This window comes from Rhizobium sp. 2YAF20 (assembly GCF_052114685.1).
In the GTDB taxonomy this organism is placed as follows: domain Bacteria; phylum Pseudomonadota; class Alphaproteobacteria; order Rhizobiales; family Rhizobiaceae; genus Rhizobium.
This window is the reverse complement of sequence record NZ_JBFRFF010000055.1, coordinates 1-20,642: the sequence shown is the minus strand read 5'-3', so window position 1 is coordinate 20,642 and position 20,642 is coordinate 1. Positions and strand designations below refer to the sequence as shown.

Annotated in this window: 22 protein-coding genes and 3 pseudogenes; 3 read left to right on the top strand and 22 right to left on the bottom strand. The window is 58.6% G+C overall.

The window, feature by feature from the left end; genetic code table 11:
* Window positions 1–9 precede the first annotated feature (9 nt).
* From AB4Z52_RS32785 to AB4Z52_RS32755, 7 genes are all read right to left on the bottom strand, one after another.
* Window positions 10–795 carry a coniferyl-alcohol dehydrogenase gene (locus AB4Z52_RS32785; RefSeq protein ID WP_442222027.1) on the bottom strand — a complete coding sequence of 262 codons (786 nt, stop codon included), beginning with the start codon at window positions 793–795 and terminating at the stop codon, window positions 10–12.
* A 38-nt stretch (window positions 796–833) separates the two neighbouring features.
* Window positions 834–1,859 (bottom strand): branched-chain amino acid ABC transporter permease, encoded by a 1,026-nt coding sequence (locus tag AB4Z52_RS32780; RefSeq protein ID WP_442222026.1) that lies wholly within the window; start codon window positions 1,857–1,859, stop codon window positions 834–836.
* Window positions 1,856–2,752 carry a branched-chain amino acid ABC transporter permease gene (locus tag AB4Z52_RS32775; RefSeq protein WP_442222025.1) on the bottom strand — a complete coding sequence of 299 codons (897 nt, stop codon included), beginning with the start codon at window positions 2,750–2,752 and terminating at the stop codon, window positions 1,856–1,858. Before AB4Z52_RS32775 ends, AB4Z52_RS32780 begins: the two co-directional genes overlap by 4 nt.
* Complete coding sequence (locus AB4Z52_RS32770) at window positions 2,749–3,474, bottom strand: ABC transporter ATP-binding protein (protein ID WP_442222024.1); 726 nt, start codon at window positions 3,472–3,474, stop codon at window positions 2,749–2,751. Before AB4Z52_RS32770 ends, AB4Z52_RS32775 begins: the two co-directional genes overlap by 4 nt.
* Window positions 3,471–4,223: an ABC transporter ATP-binding protein gene (locus AB4Z52_RS32765; protein ID WP_442222023.1), complete on the bottom strand. Its 753-nt coding sequence runs from the start codon at window positions 4,221–4,223 to the stop codon at window positions 3,471–3,473. The genes AB4Z52_RS32770 and AB4Z52_RS32765 overlap by 4 nt, the downstream gene beginning before the upstream one ends.
* A gap of 7 nt (window positions 4,224–4,230) precedes the next feature.
* Complete coding sequence (locus AB4Z52_RS32760; RefSeq protein ID WP_442222022.1) at window positions 4,231–5,550, bottom strand: ABC transporter substrate-binding protein; 1,320 nt, start codon at window positions 5,548–5,550, stop codon at window positions 4,231–4,233.
* 93 nt (window positions 5,551–5,643) lie between these two features.
* Window positions 5,644–7,059, bottom strand: coding sequence for an aldehyde dehydrogenase (locus AB4Z52_RS32755; RefSeq protein ID WP_442222041.1), 1,416 nt, complete (start codon window positions 7,057–7,059; stop codon window positions 5,644–5,646).
* A 281-nt stretch (window positions 7,060–7,340) separates the two neighbouring features.
* On the opposite strand from AB4Z52_RS32755, the gene AB4Z52_RS32750 reads away from it, so the two are divergent.
* Complete coding sequence (locus AB4Z52_RS32750) at window positions 7,341–8,237, top strand: AraC family transcriptional regulator (protein WP_442222021.1); 897 nt, start codon at window positions 7,341–7,343, stop codon at window positions 8,235–8,237.
* 358 nt (window positions 8,238–8,595) lie between these two features.
* Here AB4Z52_RS32750 and AB4Z52_RS32745 read toward each other — a convergent pair whose 3' ends face one another.
* From AB4Z52_RS32745 to pcaD, 5 genes are read right to left on the bottom strand one after another with little or no spacing between them, the layout of a single operon-like run.
* Window positions 8,596–9,639 (bottom strand): 3-carboxy-cis,cis-muconate cycloisomerase, encoded by a 1,044-nt coding sequence (locus AB4Z52_RS32745; RefSeq protein WP_442222020.1) that lies wholly within the window; start codon window positions 9,637–9,639, stop codon window positions 8,596–8,598.
* Between the two features lie 3 nt (window positions 9,640–9,642).
* The gene (gene pcaG / locus AB4Z52_RS32740) at window positions 9,643–10,257 is read right to left on the bottom strand and encodes a protocatechuate 3,4-dioxygenase subunit alpha (protein ID WP_442222019.1); all 615 of its coding nucleotides are present in this window, start codon (window positions 10,255–10,257) and stop codon (window positions 9,643–9,645) included.
* Entirely contained in the window at window positions 10,257–11,006 is a 750-nt protein-coding gene (gene pcaH, locus AB4Z52_RS32735; protein WP_442222018.1) for a protocatechuate 3,4-dioxygenase subunit beta, read from the bottom strand. Before pcaH ends, pcaG begins: the two co-directional genes overlap by 1 nt.
* A 1-nt stretch (window position 11,007) precedes the next feature.
* Window positions 11,008–11,418, bottom strand: coding sequence for a 4-carboxymuconolactone decarboxylase (pcaC, locus tag AB4Z52_RS32730; protein WP_442222017.1), 411 nt, complete (start codon window positions 11,416–11,418; stop codon window positions 11,008–11,010).
* Complete coding sequence (pcaD, locus tag AB4Z52_RS32725) at window positions 11,411–12,223, bottom strand: 3-oxoadipate enol-lactonase (RefSeq protein ID WP_442222016.1); 813 nt, start codon at window positions 12,221–12,223, stop codon at window positions 11,411–11,413. Before pcaD ends, pcaC begins: the two co-directional genes overlap by 8 nt.
* 91 nt (window positions 12,224–12,314) lie before the next feature.
* Between pcaD and pcaQ the strand changes: the two genes are divergently transcribed.
* A complete protein-coding gene (gene pcaQ / locus AB4Z52_RS32720) occupies window positions 12,315–13,259 on the top strand; it encodes a pca operon transcription factor PcaQ (protein ID WP_442222015.1) in 945 nt (314 codons plus the stop codon).
* Window positions 13,260–13,263: 4 nt separating this feature from the next.
* On the opposite strand, the pseudogene AB4Z52_RS32715 reads toward pcaQ, so the two are convergent.
* The 4 genes and pseudogenes from AB4Z52_RS32715 to AB4Z52_RS32700 form a co-directional block, all read right to left on the bottom strand.
* A pseudogene (locus tag AB4Z52_RS32715) lies at window positions 13,264–13,535 on the bottom strand (IclR family transcriptional regulator domain-containing protein); the annotation flags it as partial.
* 139 nt (window positions 13,536–13,674) lie between these two features.
* A pseudogene (locus AB4Z52_RS32710) lies at window positions 13,675–13,857 on the bottom strand (IS5/IS1182 family transposase); the annotation flags it as partial.
* Between the two features lie 156 nt (window positions 13,858–14,013).
* A complete protein-coding gene (locus AB4Z52_RS32705; protein ID WP_442222014.1) occupies window positions 14,014–14,340 on the bottom strand; it encodes a nuclear transport factor 2 family protein in 327 nt (108 codons plus the stop codon).
* 116 nt (window positions 14,341–14,456) lie between these two features.
* A complete protein-coding gene (locus AB4Z52_RS32700) occupies window positions 14,457–15,200 on the bottom strand; it encodes an SDR family NAD(P)-dependent oxidoreductase (protein WP_442222013.1) in 744 nt (247 codons plus the stop codon).
* Window positions 15,201–15,341: 141 nt separating this feature from the next.
* Here AB4Z52_RS32700 and AB4Z52_RS32695 point away from each other — a divergent pair, with 141 nt between their 5' ends.
* Window positions 15,342–16,214: an AraC family transcriptional regulator N-terminal domain-containing protein gene (locus AB4Z52_RS32695; protein ID WP_442222012.1), complete on the top strand. Its 873-nt coding sequence runs from the start codon at window positions 15,342–15,344 to the stop codon at window positions 16,212–16,214.
* A 121-nt stretch (window positions 16,215–16,335) separates the two neighbouring features.
* On the opposite strand, the gene AB4Z52_RS32690 is transcribed toward AB4Z52_RS32695, so the two are convergent.
* From AB4Z52_RS32690 to AB4Z52_RS32665, 6 genes and pseudogenes are all read right to left on the bottom strand, one after another.
* Window positions 16,336–16,500, bottom strand: a complete 165-nt coding sequence (locus AB4Z52_RS32690; RefSeq protein ID WP_442222011.1) for a hypothetical protein — start codon at window positions 16,498–16,500, stop codon at window positions 16,336–16,338.
* A 492-nt stretch (window positions 16,501–16,992) separates the two neighbouring features.
* The gene (locus AB4Z52_RS32685) at window positions 16,993–17,433 is read right to left on the bottom strand and encodes a helix-turn-helix domain-containing protein (RefSeq protein WP_442222010.1); all 441 of its coding nucleotides are present in this window, start codon (window positions 17,431–17,433) and stop codon (window positions 16,993–16,995) included.
* Window positions 17,434–17,443: 10 nt separating this feature from the next.
* Window positions 17,444–17,746, bottom strand: coding sequence for a type II toxin-antitoxin system HigB family toxin (locus AB4Z52_RS32680; protein ID WP_442222040.1), 303 nt, complete (start codon window positions 17,744–17,746; stop codon window positions 17,444–17,446).
* Between the two features lie 620 nt (window positions 17,747–18,366).
* Window positions 18,367–19,182: an oxidoreductase gene (locus AB4Z52_RS32675; protein ID WP_442222009.1), complete on the bottom strand. Its 816-nt coding sequence runs from the start codon at window positions 19,180–19,182 to the stop codon at window positions 18,367–18,369.
* 417 nt (window positions 19,183–19,599) lie between these two features.
* A pseudogene (locus tag AB4Z52_RS32670) lies at window positions 19,600–20,208 on the bottom strand (transposase); the annotation flags it as partial.
* Between the two features lie 163 nt (window positions 20,209–20,371).
* Window positions 20,372–20,642: hypothetical protein (locus AB4Z52_RS32665; RefSeq protein ID WP_442222008.1), on the bottom strand; the 271-nt coding region annotated here is incomplete at its 5' end.

The window sequence follows — 20,642 nt, the reverse complement described above, 5'->3', positions numbered from 1 at the left end:
CAAAGAGGATTAAAAGCCGAGAACCTCGGCATTGATGGAGGCTTCAAGGCCGCCGTCCGTGGCAAGATTTGCGCCGTTGACCCAGCGCGCTCCGTCGGAGCAAAGGAAGAGGATGGCTGGCGCGATATCGGCCGAAGTTCCAGCGCGTCCAACCCTGGTTATGTCGCTATCGACGCGTTCGTCGCCAAGGACAGCCCGGAACTGTTTCAGGATCGGTGTCTCTACCGGCCCGGGGCTGACCGCATTGACGCGAATTCCGCGATCCTTGAACAGAGGCTGATGGGCAGCGCGCATGGTCCATAGCAGCAAGAGCTCCTTGGAAAGCGGATAGCCTTCCTCATTCTTCAGGCCGTGCTTGGCTGCAAGGCTTGCGACGTCGGGAAAGCCTTCGATGGCGGTCAGGGTCTTTGCCCGCTCGATATTGGCCCGCCATCCGTAGCCGGCGATCGAGGCGACGTTGACGATCGCTCCGCCCTCGCGAAGCCGTGGTGCCAGCGCTTCGGACAGCGCGCGCAGGCCGTAGAAATTGACGGCAAGCGTCGCCGCCAGGCCGGTATTGCCCGAAAGACCCGCGACGTTGGCCAACGCATCGATGTGCCTGGGAAGCTGGCGGACGATCTCTGTAACGCCGGCTGACGTCGAGATGTCACCCCTGATGAAGGAGGCCTGCCCCTGAGACGGCACGCGAACATCGACGCCGATGACATCGGCACCCATTTGCCCCGCAAGCTCCGCTGTCCGCGCGCCGATGCCAGAGGCGACGCCGGTAATCAGGATTGTCTTTCCAAAGAGCATGATCTTACCTTTCCCAATGCATCGCAAATTGCCCGATGTCATCGACCATGTTGATCCATCAAGGATTTCGGAAATGTCAGTCGATAGCCGACCGGCAGAAGTCTGAGGCCGAAGCGGCGTTCAATCGCTCCCCAAAGGCCATGCGGCATGTAGAGCGAGAACAGCACGGCTGTGGCGCCGAGGCCGATGAGGTACCAGACGCCCATGCTGCCGAAATAGGTCTCGATCAGGAAAAACAGGATGGCCCCGAGGATGGCCCCTTCGAACTTTCCGATCCCGCCGACCAGCACCATGAAGATCATGTAGGCGGTCCATTGGATACTGAAGTAGGTCTTGGGCTGGAAGGTCGTGGCTGTCGCGAGCCAAAGCCCGCCAGCAACCGCGACGCCGAAGGCGGCAAGGACGAACAACACCCGCTTGGTCGCCATGACCTTGACACCGAGAGAAGTCGCGGCGTCTTCATTGTCGCGAATGGCCTGTATCGCCGTGCCCGTACGGCTTCGCAACAGGGCGAAGAGCAGGCCAAGGAGACCAGCCATTGCAATCAATGCCATCCAATAGATCGTCGCGCGGCGCGTACCGCTGTCATAGGCGTTGAGCGAAATCAGCGATGTTCCCGTTTCCCCCTGGATGAGTTGATCCAGATTGACCAGCAGATGAACGAGCTCCGAGACCACCCACATGCCGATCGCGAACTCGCCCCCCTTCAGCCTCAGCATGAAAAAGGATAGCGGCACGGAAAGCGCTGCCGTAATCAAGGCTGCCGCAAAGAGCGAAACGAAGGGATCGAGCCCCACATCCGCAAGCCGTACGGTGAAATAGGCGCCAAGGCCGAAAAATACCTGCTGACCGACGGAGACCAGCCCGCCGTAGCCGGCAAGCGCGTTCCACATGACTGCAAGAATGACGTAGACGAAGAGGGCCGTCAGGCGATCGACGGCACCGGCTCCCGTGAGGAGTGGAACGACGGCTAGAATGGCAAGAACCATGACGCACCCAAAGACCGCGAAGCGGGATGCCCGCGTCCACCGTTCGACTGAAAAGCCACTCGAGAGATATGTCATGCTTCACTCCGAAGGGATGCGCGGATCTTTCCGAGGTACGATGTTCCCAGCGGGAAAAGCCGGACGAAGAGCACGAGGAGAAAGACGAAATGTCCGCCGATGAGAAAGCCTTGCGGGTGGAGCTGAGCCCCTAGCGATTGCGCAAGACCGAGGACAATGCCACCGACAAGCGTTCCCCAAAGCGAGCCGGCGCCACCGATCACTGCCGCCTCGAAGGCAAAGAGAAGCTGTGGTGCGCCGGAATAGGGGTCGAATGTCGCCCGCATGGCAAGGAAGGCGCCGGCGATACCGACCGTCACCATCGCAATCGCCGTTGCCACGGCATTCACCTTGCGGGCATCTATCCCGACGAGGCCCGCGGTATCCGGATCTTCGGCGGTTGCCCGAATGGCGCGGCCGAGCGCAAACCGGCTGAGGAAAAGGTGTAGCCCACCGAGGATGAGAATTGCTGTCACCATCATCATGACGGAAAGTTTGCCGACATAGATATCGCCGGGCAGTTCCCAGGAATCGTAGCTGAGGTCGCCGAGGAAGGGCGCCAGCGACCGGGTGTCCGCACCAAATTGCTGGAACAGCAGGTTGTCGACGATGATCGAAAGGCCGAATGTCGTCAGGATCGGTAGGAGACTGCTGCCGCGTGCGCTGCGCTCCAGAATGAACCGCTGCAGCAACCAGCCGAACAACGCCATGACCGGCAGCACGATCAGCAGGCCGACGAAGGGCGAGATGCCGAAACGGTCGGCAAGCAGCCACAGGCCATAGGCCGCGACGATTGCGAGGCTCCCGTGAGCCAGGTTGATAATCCGCATGACGGAGAACATGAAGGAAAGGCCACAGGCAATGACGGCGTAGTAGCCGCCAAGCAGCGTCCCCTGGATGAGAGTGTCGATCATGCTGCCCTCCCGCCATCGGCTCGGTACAAGCCGAAATAGGCCTGGGTGACATCGTCGCGCGAGACCGTCGACGCGGGGGCATCGAGCACGATCCTGCCTTCGAGCATGCAGATGACGCGGTTGGCGACCCGCATCGCCCGCCCGAGATCCTGTTCGACGAGAATGATCGTCGTGCCCGACGTCAGGAGCGTCTGCAGCTGTTCGTAGACGCGGTCGACGACGAGCGGGGAGAGGCCGAGGGATACCTCGTCCAGCAACAGCACGTCCGGATTGCTCATCAAGGCCCGGCCGATGGCCGTTGCCTGCTGCTCGCCGCCGGAGAGGTGCCCGGTCTTGGCGTGCCGTCGTGGGACGAGGTTCGGAAATGCCTCGAACACCCGATCGATGTTCCACTCTCCCTTTCGCCCCGACGTCTTTCCGAGCAGCAGGTTCTCCTCCACGGTCATTTGCGAGAAAAGCCGCCGGCCTTCCGGCACCAGGGCAATCCCCATCGCGATGCGCTTGTGGGATGGCACCTGCGTCAGGTCTCGGTCGCCGAGCAGAATGCTGCCCGAAGCGGGAAGATGGGCACCGGCGATCGAGCGCAGCAATGTTGTCTTGCCGGCACCGTTGGCACCCACCAGCGCCAGGACATCGCCCTTGTCGATGCGGAAGCTGACACCGCGCACCGCCTGAAGCTGGCCATGGCGCACATCCAGATCCTGAATGGAGAGGGTTCTCATGCCGGCGACCTCCCCAGATACGCTTTCACCACTTGCTCATCCTTCATGACGGCTTTGGGATCGCCGTCGGCGATGATCTTTCCGGCATCCATGCAGATCAGCCGGTCGGCCACCTGAAGGAGAATGTGGACGATGTGCTCGATCCAGACGATGCCGATACCGCGATGACGCAGCTCGCGGATCGTCTCCACCAGCTCGCTTGCTTCGCCATCGGTGAGGCCGCCGCCGATCTCGTCGAGCAGCATCAGCTTGGGCTTCGTCGCGAGCGCGCGTGCCAGTTCCAGGCGTTTGCGATCAAGCAGGCCAAGCGTGTCGGCCTGGCGATTGGCAACATCCAGCATGCCGCAAAGCGTCAGGGAATCGATGATGCGATCGTAGGTTTCGTCGCGATTGACGACTTGGCCATGGGCGGCGGCAACGTAGACATTTTCGAACACCGTCATGCCGCTAAAGGGTTTCGGAACCTGGTGGGTTCTGGCCAGTCCTGACTTGCAGCGGTCTGCCGCCGTCAGCGCCGTGACGTCTCGCCCATTGAGGAAGATGGTGCCGGCGTTGGGTGCAAACGCTCCCGCGAGCACGCTGAGCAGCGTGGTCTTGCCCGCACCGTTCGGCCCGACAATGCCGACAGCGTCGCCAACACCCATGGCGAAATCCACATTGTCGAGAACCACAAGTGCTCCGAAGCTCTTGTGGATCGCCTTGGCCGAGAGAAACTCATCTCCCGGCCGCTGTTGGGCTATCTGCTGCACAGTGGTCTTATCCGTTATAGGGAACGAGTTTGGCGCCGACCGGAACATTCGGGTCGGTGACGTTTTCGGTAACGACATAGTCGAGCGGGAATTTCGAGCCCGAAGCAGCCTTTACCCATTGGGTACCGATGATCGGCCCCGGCGAAACGTTCGCAACGGGCCCGCTGGTGAAATCCACCTTCCCGGCGATTGTCGTTGTCTTGAGCGTGCTCAACGCCTTGGCGACGGCCGCCTTGTCCTTGACGTTCGAGCTCGCCTTCAAGGCTTCGAAACCGGCATCAAGAAGGGCAAGGCTGGCACCGAGCTGCTGCGTCCACTGCTTGCCGCTTGCAGTCTCGTAGCCATCGGCCAATTCCGTTCCTGACACGCCTGTCAGCGTCGACTTGTAGGGAAAAGCCTTGTGCCAATAGGCGGCGCTGCTGATATTCATCCCAAGCTTGCCAAGCGCATTGATGTCGGAAGGAAACAGCCCGGTTTTTGCGACCTGGCAGATCTTGATCTTGCGCGTCAGGCCCTGTTGTGCCGCCTGTCGCCAAAAGGCAGCGAAATCCGGCGGGATCGGGAACGAGTTGAAGATCTCGATGCCCTCTTTCTTGAAGAGCGAAATCTGCGCCGAATAGTCGGTGGTTCCGTCTTCGTATGGACCCGGATCGACGATCGTGAAGCCTTCTTTGGCCAGAAGCGGCGCAAGATTGGCGCGGATGGCATTGCCGTCGGCATCGTTCGGATACATGACGCCGACCTTCTTGTTGGTCTCGATCAGCTTCCATTGCGAGACGTAGGTCTTGAAGAACTCGCCGACACCAAATCCGAAGTGATATGTCCATTTGAACGGAGAGGGCTGGCCGGGCTTGGCGCCGCGGCCAAAATACCAGGCCTCCCAAGGCATGACGGTCGACAGGCAGGGAACGCCGGCCGCCTCGCAGGCGTCGGCAACGGGATTGATCGTCTCCGGGGTCGAGACGACGAGCATCAGATCGATGTTCTGGTTGTTGATCAGGTCCTTTGCCAATTGCCCGGCGCGAGAGGGATCGGACTGGGTGTCCTGGTCGATGATTTCGACTTTCCAGTTCTTGCCACCGCTCTGAAAGCCGCCCGTCAGGGCCTTCTTGGCAAGGTCGAGCACATAGCCATCGGTCTGGCCAAAGCCCGCCAACGGACCGGTGCGCGGGCTGATGAAGCCCACCTTGATCGTGTCGGCACTCTGCGCGAACGTCGAATTGGTACCCATGGCAAGGGTGGCGCCGCCGACGGCGGTTGCCGCCATAAAGGAGCGTCGCGTCCATGCCAGGGGATTGATTGTCGTTGTGTCGGGCTTCTCGTTCATCGCTTTTTTCCTCCCAGTTCTCAGATTTCGAAGGTCGTGCAGGCCAGCTATTCATCTGGAGGCGCCAGCCGCTTCTCCCGAGCGGCTGCCGGATCAGATCGGATAGTTGCGTGTTCCGGATGCGATCGTGATCCAGCGCAGTTCGGTGAATTCGTCGATTGCAGCCTTGCCGCCGAAGCGTCCATATCCGCTGGATTTCATCCCACCGAACGGCATCTGCGGTTCGTCGGATACCGTCGCCTCGTTGATATGGCAGATGCCGGATTCGATGCGCCGGGCGACCGAAAGCGCCTGTTGAATATCGCGGCCGAAGACGGCCGACGACAGTCCATATTCGTTGTCATTTGCGACTGTGACGGCCTCGTCGATGCTGCTGACGCGGATGATCGCTGCCAGCGGGCCGAAGCTTTCCTCGCGGTAGATGCGCATGGCTGATGTAACATGATCCAGAACGGTCGCGTCCATCAGCGTATCGTGGGCCGGACCGCCACAGACGAGAACGGCGCCCTTGGCAAGCGCGTCGTCGAGAAGCGCCTTCACGCGCCTGGCCGCCTCCTCATTGATCATGGCGCCCAGGGGTTTGCCGCCGTCGGCCGGGCGTCCGGCGACAAGCGTCATTGCCTTCGTCTTGAATTTCTCGACGAATTCGTCGGCTATATCGTCGAGGAGGATGAGACGTTCCGTCGACATGCAGATCTGGCCCTGGTTCATGAACGCCCCAAACGCTGCGGCGCGCACTGCCTCGTCGATATCGGCATCGGCAAGCACGATGAAGGGAGCCTTTCCGCCCAGTTCCAGCAGGCAGCGCTTCAGATATCTGGCCGAGATTTCCGCGATGATGCGTCCGACGCGGGTCGAGCCGGTGAAATTGATGCGGCGAACGGCGGGGTGGGCGATCAACGCCTCCACGACCGCGGCTGCATCTCTCGGAGCATTGGTGACGACATTGACGACGCCAGGCGGAAAGCCCGCCTCTTGCATGATCTCCCCGATCAAGCTGTGCGTCTTCGGGCAGAGTTCCGAAGCCTTCAAAACCACAGTGTTGCCGCAGGCCAGCGGCATGGCGACGGCCCGCGCGCCAAGGATAATGGGCGCATTCCACGGCGCGATGCCGACGCAGACGCCGGCCGGCTGGCGGATCGCCATCGACATGTTTCCAGCGATGTTGGAAGGGACGATCTCGCCCGTCACCTGGGTGGTCATGGCCGCTGCGTCGCGGAAAATCTCAGCCGCCAGTTCGCAATTGATCCGCGCCCAAAGTGTTGTTGCGCCGGTCTCCGCGACCATTGCGGCAATCAGGTCGGCAGCTCGGGCCGACAGGGCGTCTGCCGCGCGATTGAGCATGGCGCGTCGTTCGCCCGGCGGTGTTTCCGACCAGTCGGGGAACGCGGAAGCCGCGGCATCGGCAGCCTTGTCCATGTCGGCAGGGCAGGCGGCCGAGGCAATCGTCGCCACGTCGCCGCTCACCGGATCGATCCGCTCGAACGTGGATGCGTTCGAAGCGTCCATCGCCTCATCGTTGATAAAGAGCTTTGCCACGAACACTACGTCACCCGTTCGAATGCAGGCATCGCCTGCGTTTTTGGTGCCACGGGAGAATGCGGCAAAGCCAATGAACCCAAGCCGTTTCATCGCTTTGTGGATGTCTTGAATCTGCCTCCTCCCAAAGGCTGGTAGGGAGATCGTACGCGGCCTGAGCGGAGAAAGAATATGTTTTTCTGGCTAAATATTATAATTATCTGGTCTAAAGTCAGATGTGGAAATGTGGGGATGTTTTTGGAGGAAGTCGGATGCAGTCCGAGGCAGGGATTTTTCATCATGCGCGCGGAGAGCGCCGCGATCCCGCTCTCTCGCAGCGAACGATCCAGTTTCAAAAAGGGATATATGCGGATTTCCATCATTTCTTCCTGTTGACCGCAGGAAGCGCGACCCTTCGAACCGATGGCGACGACGAAAGGCAGATGCGGGCACCCTGCCTGGCCTCGTTGCCGCTACAGAAACGATATCTGATCAATATCGCGGCAGGTGGTCACGGCATGCTGATCGGCGCATCGCCGCATCTCGTCGTTGACGCGATCGGGGATCGGGCAGAATCCTATTCGCTGCGCATTCTGGTCGAGCAGCCGCGAGTCATAAGCGATCTCAATCAACAGTTTGCCCACGAAATCATGCCGCTCATGTCCGGCTTCGTCGGGGAACTCGGCGATCCGGCACGTGCCTCCTGGATGGTCGTGTCCGCCTATCTCAGGCTGATCCTCATGTGCGTCTGGCGCATCGACGGGCGTCAGGCGGAGGTTGCCGGGCGTGGCCAGCGCGGTCCGATCCTGCAGCGATATCGTCAGCTCGTCGAAGGCTGGTTTCTGCAGCACAGACCGATCAGCGATTATGCCCGTGAACTGGGCGTGACGACCGATCGGTTGCATGCCGTGTGTCAGCGCGAACTGTCCCGGTCACCGATCCAGTTGCTTCATCAGCGCGTCGTTCAGGAAGCGAAATTGAGGCTGGAACGTTCCGAGCGGACCGTGCAGGAAATATCGGACGCGCTGGGTTTTCGTGAGCCGACCTATTTCAGCCAGTTCTTTTCCAAGAAGACCGGGTTGTCGCCTCAGAGATATCGACAGGCGGCGCGCGCTGTCGCGAAGTCGGAAAACAATGCATTGTCATCCGGCTATGCTGATTGGCCTTAACGGGGTACTTGGTTTGACTATGCACCTAGCACTTGCAGATGGCTTGCAAACGAGCGTCTCGACGGAAACAGAACGGATTCCAAGAGGTGCCGTGCCCCGCCCTATTGGCACGGCGTCTCAATTTTACTTTGGGTGAGCATCTAATTCAGCCCCCGCCGGTGATGGCTCGAAAACGCAAAGTGGTGCCACTCGAGGGTGGAGCAAAGGCATCTTTGCTTTCACTGCTGTGTTTGGCGTTGATGGATAGTCTTCGAAGACTATCACAGTCAGGAGATCGCAATGTCGCACCTCGATTGATATCGGCGCTGCTATCCTTGCCATACCGCTCGCCGCTTCATGGTGACGGCCGTCTATGGCATTAGGTCCCCAAGCTCTTAACACTTGCGGCCAATTCATAGCAAAGTTTGAGCGACGAGGCGGTTGCCATCACCATTTCGGGAAGGATGAGCCACTCGAGCGTCCAGGCAGCACCTGATCGCTCCTGCTCGTGGACCAGGGCCTGATGCAGCCCGGACAGTTGCACGCCGTTAAAGCGTGCCAGAGCGACGAGCGCTTCAGCGGCAACCGGATTTTGCTTGTGCGCCATGGCGGAAGACGAGCCGCCGCCGGAAAGCTCGATCTCACCACCCATCTGGGCAAGCAAGGCAATATCCTGCCCCATTTTTCCCGCAGCACCGGTGATGAGTGAGAGTAGATTGCCAATATCGGCAATCAAGCCGCGCTGGCTCTGCCATTGTCGCTCGGCAGTGAGACCCAGTTCCTGCGCAAGCAGCGCTCGCACGGCTCCTGCCTCCGCACCCAGCTTGTCGAGCGTGCCCGCGGCTCCACCGAATTGAACCGGGAAATTCTGTTCGACCAACCTTTCGCGATATTGCGCGAGAGGATGACGCCAGCTTCGCAGCCGGTCGGATACGACAATAGGGATTGCCGCCTGCATGCGGGTATGCCCCATCAGTTGCCGTGCGCCGAACCTTGCCTCCAGATCGTCAAGACGGGATATGATCCCTGAAAGGCGGTCTGCAAAAAGAAACAGCACGGTCTTCAGCCGGATCATCAGGCTGGTATCGATGACATCCTGGCTCGTCGCTCCGAAATGGACGTATTGAGCAGCGTCACCGCCGATGACCGTGCGAAGCTGCCTGACGAGTTCCGGAACGACGACGCCATCGGTCGCAGTGGAGGCCTTTAGCCTTGCGACATCGGCCACGAACATGGAACAGCCCTCTGCAATGCGTTGCGCCGCATTGGCTGGAACCATGTTCCGGCTCGCCTCTGCCCGGGCCAGCGCCGTCTCGAATGCCAACATGGCGCTGATATCGGCCTCAGCCGACAAGCAGGCGGCAATCTCCTCGTCGCCGACCAGGCCGGATAGAAAGGGATGATCAAATGCGGAGATGCTCATCGTCTATATATCAAGGAAGACCGTTTCCTTGTCGCCCTGAAGATGAATGTTGAAGGTGTAAACCGCGCCCTGGCGGGCAGCGATCATGGTCTCGACACGCGTGCGATCTTCGATCCGCAAGAGCAGTGGATCGGCAGAATTGGCTTCTGTCTCTTCGGGAAAGTACATGCGCGTATGCAGCCCGAAATTGATGCCGCGTGCGACGATCCAGAACGTGAGGTGTGGCGCCATTTCGCGCCCGTCCTTGTTTGGGACTTTGCCGGGTTTTACCGTCTCGAAACGGTAGAGGCCGTCATCGGAACTGGTTGGGCAACGGCCCCAACCGGTGAAATTCGGATCGGCGGCTCCCCGTATTTCCGAAGGGCTGTTGTAGAGCCCCGCGCCGTCGGCCTGCCAGATCTCGACCAGAGCATCGCGCACCAGCGCTTCGGCGCCATCGAAAATGCGACCGCTGACGGTGATCCGCTCGCCGAGCGTCCTATCGTTGATCATGGAAGTCCCCAGGTCGCAGTCGTAGACGCCGCCGATATCGCAGAAGTTCGGGGTCAGGCCGATATGGACATAGGGCCCGGCTGTCTGTGACGGGGTTTCCTTGAGCCTATGAAGCGCCTGGACCATCAGTTTCCCTCCAGCCGGTTTTCAAACAAGGTCGAGCGGCGGCCGCGCAGGATGATATCGAATTTGTAGGCCCGTGCGTCCATCGGGATCGTATTGCCCCAGTCGAGCGGCGCGATCAGTTGTTCGACGGCGGCACGATCCGGGATGGTGTTGACGATGGGGCATTTCCAGATCATCGGATCGCCCTCGAAATACATCTGTGTGATCAACCGCTGTCCAAAACCGTGGCCGAAGACGGAAAAGTGGATGTGTGCGGGGCGCCAGTCGTTGACGCCGTTCGGCCAGGGGTAGGGGCCGGGCTTGATCGTCCGGAAAGCGTACTGCCCTTCCTCGTCGGCAATCGCACGCCCGCAACCGCCGAAGTTGGGGTCGATGGCGGCAAGATAGGTCTCTTTCTTGTGCCGGTAGCGTCCGCCGGCATTGGCCTGCCAGAATTCGAGCAGGGCGCCGGGCACCGGTCGGCCGCGCTCATCCAGTACTCGGCCGTGCACAATGATGCGTTCGCCAATCGCACTTTCACCCGGCCTTGCGAAATTGTGGATCAGATCATTATCGAGCTCGCCGATCATCGAGTGGCCAAACACAGGCCCGGTGATTTCGGAAATCGTGCCGTCCAGCGAAAGCAGTGCGCGCCGGGGTGAGCGCAGCACGGATGTCTTGTAGCCCGGTGTCAGCGCCGGGGCATGCCAGGCGCGGTCTCGCGCGAAGAAGGCGCCTGTCTCGGGCCCGCGGTTTGGAATTTCGGACATCCTACACCTCTGTTCCGGCGGCTTGACCGGCATCCATGTGTTCGAAAATACGCTTGGCGATCTTGATGGCGTGATTGGCGGCGGGAACGCCGGCATAGATCGCCACGTGTAGAAGCGCTTCGCGGACATCCTCGCGCGAGGCGCCGGTGTTGGCTGTGGCGCGCACATGCATGGCGACCTCATCATCCTGACCGAGTGCTGCAAGCAACGCAATCGTCACGATCGACCGTTCGCGCATGCTCAATGCCGGCCGTGACCAGACATGCCCCCAGGCCGCCTCCGTGATCAGCTCCTGAAACGGCCGGTCAAATTCCGTCGAAGCAGCCTCTGCGCGATCGACATGGCTGTCTCCAAGCACGGCGCGGCGCGTCGCCATGCCCTGGCGATGGCGTGCTGACTGCGTTTCACTCATGGCTCTTTTCTCCATGCAGGGCAAGATCGATGAAGGCACGGATGACGTCGCACAGCGCTTGCGGCTGTTCGATGCAGGGAAGATGACCGCAATCGCTGATAATTTCAAACCGCGCATTCGGAATGAGCTTCGCCGTCGAGCGCACCAGATCCGGGGGCGTCGAGCTATCCTGATCGCCAACGATGCAGATCGCAGGAACCGCAATCCTTGCCGCAGCTTCGGTATAGTCCGCATCGCGGATCGCAGAACAGGTTGCGACATAGCCTTCGACCGGCTGCCGGGCCAGCATATTGCAGTAGCCGGCATAGGTGGCATTTTCTGGCCTGCGAAACGCTGGCGTAAACCAGCGTTCCATGACCGCATCCACGATACTGGCAAGCCCGTTTTGTTCAATGGCGGCGATTCGGGCATTCCACGTGTTGGCTGTGCCGATCCTGTGGGCCGTGTCACAGAGAATAAGGCCCTGAACCAGATCCGGCCGCTGCTGATAAAGCGACAGCGCAATCAGTCCCCCGACCGAGAGCCCGCAGATAAATGCGGCCCGAATGGCGAGCATGTCGAGCAGCCCGGCAAGATCGGCTGCATGATCCTCGATGCTGCAGGGCAAGCCCCCGACATCGGACAGGCCGTGGCCGCGCTTGTCATAGACCACGATTGCAAAGTCGCCGGCGAGCCGAACGATCACGTCACGCCAAATGCGAAAATCCGTGCCAAGAGAATTGGCAAATACAATGACCGGCCTGTCAGCCGGACCACCGATGATCTGGTAATGGATCGTGATGCCGTTCACACGAGCAAATTGCATTGAAGTCTCCTTCGGCCAGATATGAATGTTTAATATGGTTAGGTAAAATGATAATTTACGCGAATTCGATAACTCGCAGGTTATGAAAATCATGATCGACAATCGCGTCAAATTTCGTCACCTGCAAACTTTCGTCGAGGTTGCGCGCCAAAAGAGCGTGGGCAAGGCCGCTGAACTGCTGCATGTCAGCCAGCCTGCCGTGACGAAGACGATCCGTGAACTGGAAGAGGTTCTGGGCGTCGCCGTGTTCGAGCGAGACGGACGTGGCATCAAGATAACCCGGTACGGAGAGGTCTTCCTGAAGCATGCCGGCGCGACGCTGACCTCTCTTCGCCAGGGCCTCGACTCGGTGTCGCGGGAGCGGACGGGCGAAGCGCCATCGATACGGATCGGAGCCCTCCCAACCGTGTCCACGCACATCATGCCGCAGGCGATGCAACTCTTTCTGAAAGAGGGAACCTGGAGCCGGCTCAAGATCGTCACCGGTGAAAATGCGGTGCTGCTAGAGCAGCTACGTGTCGGGGATCTCGATCTTGTCGTCGGACGTCTTGCCGGTGCCGACAAGATGACGGGATTTTCCTTCGAGCATCTCTATTCCGAGCAAGTGGTTTTCGCTGTACGGGCGGGTCACCCTTTGCTGGACGCGACGGAATCGCCCTTCGCCAATCTTGGTGATTTCACAATCCTGATGCCGACACGATCCTCGATCATCAGGCCCTTCGTGGAAGATTTCCTGATCGCCAATGGTGTGGCCACCTTGCCGAGCCAGATCGAAACCGTTTCAGACGCGTTCGGGCGGGCATTTGTGAGGATGAGTGATGCGATCTGGATTATTTCAGCCGGTGTCGTCGCAAGAGATATCGAGAGTGGGCTTCTGGCGATGCTACCAATCGACGCAAGCGAAACGCGAGGACCAGTCGGCATCACAATGCGCACCGACTCCACGCCTTCTCTGCCTCTGTCGATCTTGATACAGACAATCCGCGAGGCGGCGTCGGTCGCCCGGAAAACCGTGAGCTCATCTTCGACATCTTGAAGGGTCAATACAAAATCTCGCGAAGAGCACCCTCTGTTTCCAGACGCAGCGGCAGATGGGCTTCCGCCAATTTCGCGGCCGGGACATGGGCCGCCGGCGCGCCTATGTTGATGGCGGCGACCGTAAGATCACGGTAAGATCACGGTCGTTTTGCACCGGCTCGGCGATGGAGCACAGCTCGATCTCCAATTGCTAGTCGATGACCGCATATCCATCCGCGCGAACGCGGCGCAACTCTTCCATGGGCTGGTTGGGGTCGGTCTTGGTTTCATCGGTTGCGTCGCAATTGGCCGCTGCTCCGTCGTCGGTCGTTGGCAACACCAAGGCATTGTGGCAACATCGATCAAGAACGGCTCAACTGCTGCGTTGGCGAGCTGGTTTGACCTGGCGCAAACTCAGGACGTTTTGCGCGGGACCGCGGCTGACCGCCTCTTGTCTTGCGCCGGGGCGCAGCCCAGCCGCTAAGCGCTTCCAGTGTTACCCAAAGGGTCAAACTGCCACGACGACGAAGGCCCGCCTCGTACTCCTGCCAGTTCGTCACTTTGAATTTCATCTTGCTGATACGGTGTCGACGGGCGGCGTTGTGCTTATGCGGCATGCTGGACCAATCAAGCTATGTTCGATCGCTGCCGCTTAGATGCAAAACGTTCAAATTCGATCCCTGCACCAATTCTATTCCGAGGCAGAATCGCGTGAGCTACCGCTCCAATATGGCTGATATGCGAGCCGCGCCCGGTTCGCATATCATCTCAGCCTATTCGAGATCAGCGTCGACGCGGATGATCAGTGCACCTACATTAGCTAAGATCTCAAGCAGTCCGATCTCATGGCCGAAGTCGCCGGTGAAATCGACACGCACCCGCGCCTGGGTTTTACTGGAGATGTCAACCGATAGGAGACGGGTTGCCGTATGATAGCCGACGAAAAAACGCTCCAGGTAGTCACGAACGCCCGCATGCCCGATGAAGCTGTCGCCCACGGAGACATCGTCGATAATGGCATCGGACGCAAACAAGGCTAGAGCGGCTTCAATGTCGAATGCATTGGTTGCCGCAATCAACGCGCCGATTGTCGTGCGCATATTAGAGTGTTCTGTCATGTCGCTAACTCAAAAGTCGCCAACTTTTTTGGACGGAGAAATATCCGGATTATTGTTCGGAAAGAGGTAGTGCGACCGTGGTCGCTCACAGCTCTGTTTCATATGACGTAACCTCCGGTGACTTCGATATTCTGTGCATTGATCCAGCGATTGTCATCGGACAGTAGGCTGGCCACCATGCAGCCTATATCGTCGGGCTCGCCGACGCGGCCGAGTGCTGTCTGGCCGGCTAGCATGGCTTCGAATTCGTCGTTGAGACCACCGCCAAGCTCGGTGCGGATGGCGCCGGGGGCAATGGAATTGGCCCTGATGCGACGATCGCCAAATTCCTTGGCCATGTAGCGCGTCAGAACTTCAAGCCCGCCCTTGAAGGAGGCGTATGGAGCGACGCCTGCGGTTGCGACCCGGCTTGTGCTGCTGGCAACATTGATGATGTGCCCGCCGTCCGCCATCAGAGGTAGGAGCGCCCGTGTCAGGAAGAAAGGCCCCTTGAGATGCACTTTAAACAGGCCGTCGAATTCCTGTTCGGTCACAGCTTCGATGGGCTTGTAGAGGCCGTAGCCGGCATTGTTGACCAGATAGTCGAAATCCGTTCGGCCCCACACGGTTCCCAGGGTCTCACGGATTGTGGCCTCGAACGCCGGAAACGTCGAACTGTCGCCGGCATCGAGTTTCAGCGCGACAGCCCTGCCGCCCTCGACTTCGATTGCAGCGATCACTTCGGAGGCTGCCTCCGGATTGCTGTAGTAGGTCAGGATGACGCCCATACCGCGCTTGGCACATTGAATTGCGGTGCTGGCCCCGAGGCCTCTGCTGCCGCCGGTGATGATGACGATCTTCATTTGGGTTCTCCATGGTGTCGATGTTTCGATGACCAAGGGATACGCGCCAAGCCAATGCGACGCTCTCACGATTCTCTTCGAAGCTTGCCTATTCCTGCTTTGCTGTTGATTACGTCGAGCCTTTGTGGAAGAACGCAATTCATGGAAGCGCAGCTCACAGAACTTCGGCAACTGGCTGCGAAGGCGGAAAGCCGCCCCACCGAGACGGGTATCCCGCGTGTCGCGATGGTGCAGGGCGAAATTCCGCAGCACAAGCTTGCCTCCGTCTACGAGCCGATGATCAACCTGATCCTGGCAGGATCGAAGACGATGGCGATAGGCGACATGACCTTTCGCTACGATCCTGCGACCTATTTCGTGATGTCGGTCGATCTGCCGGCGGTTGGATCGGTGCATCCGTCCACAGATGGAGAGCCCTATCTCGCGATCAGCCTTTCGCTGGAACCCGCGACCGTCGCAAACCTGCTGGCGGATTTGCCCAGGCCTTCCGGCGGGGAGATCTACAGTCCCGGTTTTGCGGTGGCGCCGGTAACATCAGAACTGCTGGATGCCTGGGTTCGCATGCTACGTTTGATGGATCGACCCAACGAAATCGCAGCGCTTGCGCCTGCGTACGAGCGGGAAATACTGTTCCGCGTTCTGCAGGGACCGCTCGGCTGGATGCTGCGCGACATCGCGACGCCCGACGCGACGATTTCACGGATCGGCGTTGCCATACAATGGATACGCGAAAACTTCGCCAAACCGCTCCGTGTCGATGCGCTGGCAGATATGGCAGCATTGAGTGTCTCTGCATTTCACAGACACTTCAAGGCCGTGACGGCGTTGAGCCCACTGCAATACCAGAAACACGTTCGCCTTCTGCATGCCCGATCGCTTTTGATCGGCGGCGAGGGGAACGCGACGTCCATTGCTTTCCACGTCGGTTACGAGAGCCCGAATCAGTTCAGCCGAGAATATGCACGCCAGTTTGGACTCCCGCCATCCAGGGATGCCGCAAGGCTCAGGGCGTGAGGTCTTGTATCGTGGCGACCTTCATCGAGCTCAGGGTTTAGCGCATTCAAGGCCCGGCGGCCTCATGGTGCGTGCGGTCCGCCGGAGTTTAGCAACACCCTTGGTCGGCTCGTCCGTGCTATTAAGAGCGCGTGCCGATCAGGTTCGGGTCGGAAAGGTCATCGGTCGATAGTCGTACGTTTGCCGCAGCAAGGTTTTCGCGAAGATCGGCGCGCGAAGACGTTCCCGAGATCAGAAGGATGTTCGGAACTGTCGAGTTGCAGCAGGATTTGACCCATTTTTCCATTTTGGGTTGGCCAACAAAATCCGCGGTAACGAAATGTCGGCAAACAATTTTTTGAAAATCTCCGTGGGTCACCGAGAAATGAAAAATGGTTCAGATCTACGCGATAATCAACAGCCTATGCGATGGTTCGAAATGCCGGCAGATTCTGTCGCCGGGTCGGGAAATATAGGTAATACCCCGGAAACGGCGGCAACCGGTCTTCGAGCAGCGACACCAGATGGCCGTCAGTGATGTGTTGAACGACTTCGCGCGCACCCTCATTCCCTGCGCGGCCATCTTCGAAGCGACTACACTTCGTTTCCACATCAAGCCGGAAAATTGGCACAAACGCCTACGCTGAGATTTTTCAATAGTTTAGTGCAAAGGAGTTTGAGAAGCTCACGGTTCGATGCTGTTCAAGGCGTACAAGGGGTCGTTCCAGCATCCCTCTGATCTTTTGATAATCTCTTTCCGCGGGCAGTTCGTCAGCCGATCACGTCTTGGAAGGAGATGTTACGCCCTCTTTATGACTGGATTGGTGGTGCGTCGCCCAGTCTTCGATGCAAGGCGAGGTCGGTGGGTGCGCAAACGCTCAAGCTCATAGGGAATGATGAGGTATTCCGCAGGAATGCCCCAACCCTCGTTGAGCTTGTGCACCATATCCAGGGTGAGAGCCCGGCGCTTCTTGAGCACCTCGGAAGCGCGGGAAGTTGAGCCGATAAGCGAGGCCAGATCAGCCTGACTACGACCAGTCATTTCCATATGGAGTTTGATAACGTCAATCGGATGTGAGGGCCCAATCGGATAATGCTCATCTTCGTAACGATCAACAAGTGTAATTAGCACATCGAGCTTGTTGCCTTCAGGTGACCCATTTTCAGCTCCCCAAAGAGCTTCGATCTCATGGAGGGCATTTGTGTGGTCTTCTTCGGTTCGGATCGGTTGAATATCCATCTAGGGCTCCTCAGAATTGAGATACGGTCAGGGCGTCAATGCGGTCATATTCAGCATGGGTACCAATAAACTTAATGAAGGCGGCCTGTCTGCCAAAGTCGAAAGCGACGATCAGGCGGTAGTTGCCGCCCTGCACCTCAAAGCGGATTCGCTCATGGTTGAGACCCTTAGACTTCGAGAAAACAGAAGTGATATCTTGAATGGACGCCCACGACGCCGCCTTTGTCAGTCGCTCCCAGTGCTCCAGGGAAGGTTTTTCTTGCGGGTGATTGGTGGTAAAATCTACAAGCACTTTCCGAGAGATAATTCGCATTTCCAATCTCGCTTCCCATATTGGGAAATAGCATAAAAGCGACGAACGTCAAGCAATTTCCCATATTGGGAAAATTATCGCGTGGGAGCCCAGCTTGGAATTGGTGCTTCGGACTAAGCCGAGTGGTTCATCATGCAGAAATCCCCGAGCGTGGAACTAACCTTTGCGAGTATCCCTTGAAAACGGCACCGCTACGATCTGAACAGATCTTGAGGAAATCGAGTGATGTGGATCTCAAGCAATTGAAGCCGGGGAGGCGCTGGTTCGTACCCTCTCAAGACCTGAGGTACGCTCATGCAAAATTGGTATCAGGCGAGTGGATTTTACCCACGGTGAAGGATTCGCGGGCGGCTACACAAGTCGAACTCGACAACTCTTGTGCCAATTGCAGTCGTCGCCGACGAGCGCCCTGTTTCTTGGGGTACGATGCCCGGCCAGGCGAAGACTGATAGTCATTCTGACCTTGGTGTTCAGCGACTGGCACAAGCAGATGTGCGCCAAAATGGCGCCAAGTTCCCTGCGTCGATGCTTCCATTTTCATGGGATGTCCTTTCGCTAACCATCGCCTGAGGTACGCCCAAAACACCTACTACATTGAGTGGAACAGGATGTCGTCGGCGTCAGACCGGCAGCCCGAGCTGCTTTCGCAGGCTCTTGTCGAATGCGAATGCGGGGACGAAACGGCGCAGAAAATTGACCTGGCGTGCCATTTTTCCGGCCGTATACCGCCTCTTCGGAGTGGGATCGGTCGCAGCCGACAAAATGGCCTCGGCCACGACGTCGGGCGTATCGCCTTTTTCCATCGCTTTCTGCACGACTACCTTCACGCCAGCGCGCGCAGCGTCATATATATCAAGCAACTGATCCGGCTTGACGAGATTGTCTTCGAATGACGTCCGGGTATAGGCGGGTTCCACCAGCGAAACACGAATGCCGAAGGCGCGCAATTCGTGATCGAGCGATTCGGAATAACCCTCGATGGCATGTTTAGTCGACGAGTAGAGCGCAAAATAGGGAGCGGGGATGAACCCCTGTACCGAGCTCAAATTTACAATTCTGCCCTTCCCTTGGCGTCGCATTGCCGGCAATACCGCGTTGGTCACGCGGAAAACGCCGAAGACGTTCACATCGAACAGCGATTTAGCCTGGGTCATTGAAGACTCCTCCGCGCCACCGAGCAGGCCCATGCCAGCATTATTGACAAGAAGATCGATGCGCCCGGCCTCCGCGAGCACGTCATCAACCAGTTTCGCGACGGACGCATCATCGGTCACGTCGCATGTCAGCATGGAAACGCCGTCGCTCCTCTGGGCTTCGAGACGGCGGCTGGTTCCGAACACCCGGAAGCCCGCGTCCTGCAAGGCTGCGGCCGTTACATACCCGATGCCGCTGGATGCACCAGTCACCAGGGCGACGCCAAGATTGGTCTTGTTCATGGAAATCACTTCTTTCTGGGTGCTGAACTGCGTTTTGATAATGTCGGGCGGGCTGTCTGCGACTTACGTGGATTGTCACCTCCCATTTAGATTTCGTTCGAAATCTATGTACTATTTAGAGCACGAATGCAATCTAAAATGCGATGTGTCCGCAAACCTTATGCGCGTCACTCCGGCGGCGCTGTTGCCTACAACCACAGCGTTTCCAGAGGAAGAGAGGGGTGATCGAACGCGGCAATCTGCGAGAGGGCACTTCGCATGATGGTCTACTGCGTCCCGATCGACGGGAACTGCTAGAGGTCATTTCCATCTGCGCGCCGAAGAATGAGACAACTCGCTGTGGGTCGTCACGGGTCTCGCTGAGGGCAATCTCGTGCCACTTTTCACGCGGGCTATCAGGATTCGCTTTGCGCGATGTCAAGCACCGGCCCTGTAACTTTCGTTTTTAATGATCATGGCCCAGATCGCGACGAGCATGCGGGGCTCACGCGCCTACATCCGTGCAAGCCACGAGTTCTCGGGTGGGTCTTTGCTGCATGCCCATCGGATTACGGTCATCGCACCGATGATCAGAAGCGGTCGGATGTCGCGCTGCCCATCTTTGACGTTCGGCCGAGCACCTGCTTTCCACCGCTCGAATGCTGTTTTGGGACCAAGTCGAGCCAGGCTGCAAAATCTCGCCCCTTCCTGAATGTCGTCATGGTGGGAGCGAAGGCCTCAATCGCCATTGCGATGATCGGCCCAATGCCAGGCATGGACATCAGCCGGGCTGAGTTCTCAGAGCGTTTGCTCGAAAGGAGAGCGCTTCAATCTGGTCAAGATGCAGCCGAGCCGATTCTATGACGATGAGTTCGGGGCCGGCGGCGTCCTCGATTTTCTGCGTTATCAAAGCAAGGCCTGCTGGCTCTCTATCTTGGGCACCACGAACCGCATTGACGGGCGGGTAGAGGCTTCAACGATCGCCTCGGCGTCGGCCGCATCATCCTTCTGTCGTTTGACGAAAGGCTTCACGTAAGCAGGTGGGAGGCGCAGTACGGTGAAGGGATGTTGCAGCGGCGTAAATGGCTTCGCTTCCAAAGCCCTTGCCAAATTGGCTTGGCTCGAAAGAGATTTTTCCTGCGTCTGGCTTATCAGTTGATGGACATGCTCCGTTCCAGAACGGCCGCGTTGGTTTCCTAGGTGCTTTCGTTTAACAGCCCTCGAATGTGCGGTGGCTTAGGTAGGTACAATCGGCATCGGCGGGATCGCGCGTCGTCTCTGCGTCGAGACGGTTTGACCCCACGGACGAAACGTTCGGCGTAGCCACGACCTCAGATAGCGCGAAAAGCGCGAGCGACAGGCTGATTGCGATCGCCACGAGATCAAACGGAGTAAGTGGAGAAAACCGTCGTATCCAGACAATCCGCTCGACGGTCTTGGATTCGTCCTCGACCGCGATGCCACTCTCCAAGTTCCAAGTT